This window comes from Cognatilysobacter terrigena, from assembly GCF_004361065.1.
Lineage (GTDB): Bacteria > Pseudomonadota > Gammaproteobacteria > Xanthomonadales > Xanthomonadaceae > Cognatilysobacter > Cognatilysobacter terrigena.
In genome coordinates, this window is record NZ_SELT01000085.1 from 1 (window position 1) to 1,704 (window position 1,704).

Sequence of the window (1,704 nt, forward strand, 5' to 3'; positions counted from 1 at the left end):
CTCGCGCCGGGTCCGTTCGACGGCCGCGTGGCGGCGACACTGACGCCGATCGCGCAGGCGGTTCTGCAAAAGGAATTGCCGGACATCGACACACCGGTCGCCTGCCTCGCCGTCGATCGCGCCGACGCGCCGCGCGAAGTGCGCGATGCGCTGCGTCCGCGTCCCGGCCTGACGCTGGTGCCCGCGTCGCACTGCGAGCGCATCGCCGACGAAGACACCGGCTCGGTGCATCCGCCGTCGAAGAAGAAGGCGACGATGGTCGACGTCGATCATTTCCGCCCCACCGCGCCCGACGCCGGCACGATCGAGTACAGCGCCTATCACCACCGCATGTGGGCGAAGTACAAGACGCTCGAGGTCAGGCGCGTCAACGGCGTGTGGCAGGTGACGAAGACGCTCAAGGTCGTCGCGCCGTAACACGCGTCGGTCGCGCTTCGTCGCGCACCAAAAAATTGGCCCGCGTCGGAGAACGCGGGCCAAGGTCGTGCAAGGTTGGGGAAATCAGGAGCGGCCGGTGCCGCCCGAGCCGACGCCGTTGCCGCGCTGCGGATGCATGCGCTTGAACGCGGCGCGCATTTCCTCGCGGTCGACGAAGCCGTCCTTGTTCGCGTCGACCTCGTTGAACTTCGCAGCGAACGGCGAGTTCGCGGCTTCGGCGCGGCTCAGGCGACCGTCCTTGTCGGCATCGAGCTTGGCGAGACCGCCACGGCCTTCGTGCTTCGGACGCTCGGTCGCGTCGATGCGGCCGTCCTTGTTCTTGTCGAGCTGGTCGAACTTCGCCGCGAACTGCGGGACCTTGGCCGCTTCGCTGCGGTCGATCGCGCCGTCGGTGTTGGCATCGAGCTTCTTCCAGCCGCCTGCGCGGCCGCCGTGCATGCCGTCGTGGTGCGGACGCTCGGACGCGTCGATGCGGCCGTCCTTGTTCTTGTCGAGCTGGTCGAACTTCGCCGCGAACTGCGGGACCTTGGCCGCTTCGCTGCGGTCGATCGCGCCGTCGTTGTTGGCATCGAGCTTCTTCCAGCCGCCTGCGCGGCCGCCGTGCATGCCGTCGTGGTGCGGACGCTCGGACGCGTCGATGCGGCCGTCCTTGTTCTTGTCGAGCTGGTCGAACTTCGCCGCGAACTGCGGGACCTTGGCCGCTTCGCTGCGGTCGATCGCGCCGTCGTTGTTGGCATCGAGCTTCTTCCAGCCGCCTGCGCGGCCGCCGTGCATGCCGTCGTGGTGCGGACGCTCGGACGCGTCGATGCGGCCGTCCTTGTTCTTGTCGAGCTGGTCGAACTTCGCCGCGAACTGCGGGACCTTGGCCGCTTCGCTGCGGTCGATCGCGCCGTCGTTGTTGGCATCGAGCTTCTTCCAGCCGCCTGCGCGGCCGCCGTGCATGCCGTCGTGGTGCGGACGCTCGGACGCGTCGATGCGGCCGTCCTTGTTCTTGTCGAGCTGGTCGAACTTCGCCGCGAACTGCGGGACCTTGGCCGCTTCGCTGCGGTCGATCGCGCCGTCGTTGTTGGCATCGAGCTTCTTCCAGCCGCCTGCGCGGCCGCCGTGCATGCCGTCGTGGTGCGGACGCTCGGACGCGTCGATGCGGCCGTCCTTGTTCTTGTCGAGCTGGTCGAACTTCGCCGCGAACTGCGGGACCTTGGCCGCTTCGCTGCGGTCGATCGCGCCGTCGTTGTTGGCATCGAGCTTCTTCCAGCCGCCTGCGCG

The 1,704-nt window shown here is 68.4% G+C and carries 1 protein-coding gene and 2 pseudogenes; 1 reads left to right on the forward strand and 2 read right to left on the reverse strand.

Features of this window, described 5'->3' with window-relative positions; translation table 11 throughout:
• Window positions 1-417 (forward strand): hypothetical protein (locus EVS83_RS15780; protein WP_166636942.1); only part of this gene is annotated, 417 nt, incomplete at its 5' end.
• A gap of 84 nt (window positions 418-501) precedes the next feature.
• On the opposite strand, the pseudogene EVS83_RS15785 reads toward EVS83_RS15780, so the two are convergent.
• Both EVS83_RS15785 and EVS83_RS16110 read right to left on the reverse strand, forming a co-directional pair.
• Window positions 502-846: pseudogene (locus tag EVS83_RS15785) on the reverse strand (hypothetical protein); the annotation flags it as partial.
• Window positions 847-894: 48 nt separating this feature from the next.
• A pseudogene (locus EVS83_RS16110) lies at window positions 895-1,659 on the reverse strand (hypothetical protein); the annotation flags it as partial.
• Between the last annotated feature and the right edge of the window lie 45 nt (window positions 1,660-1,704).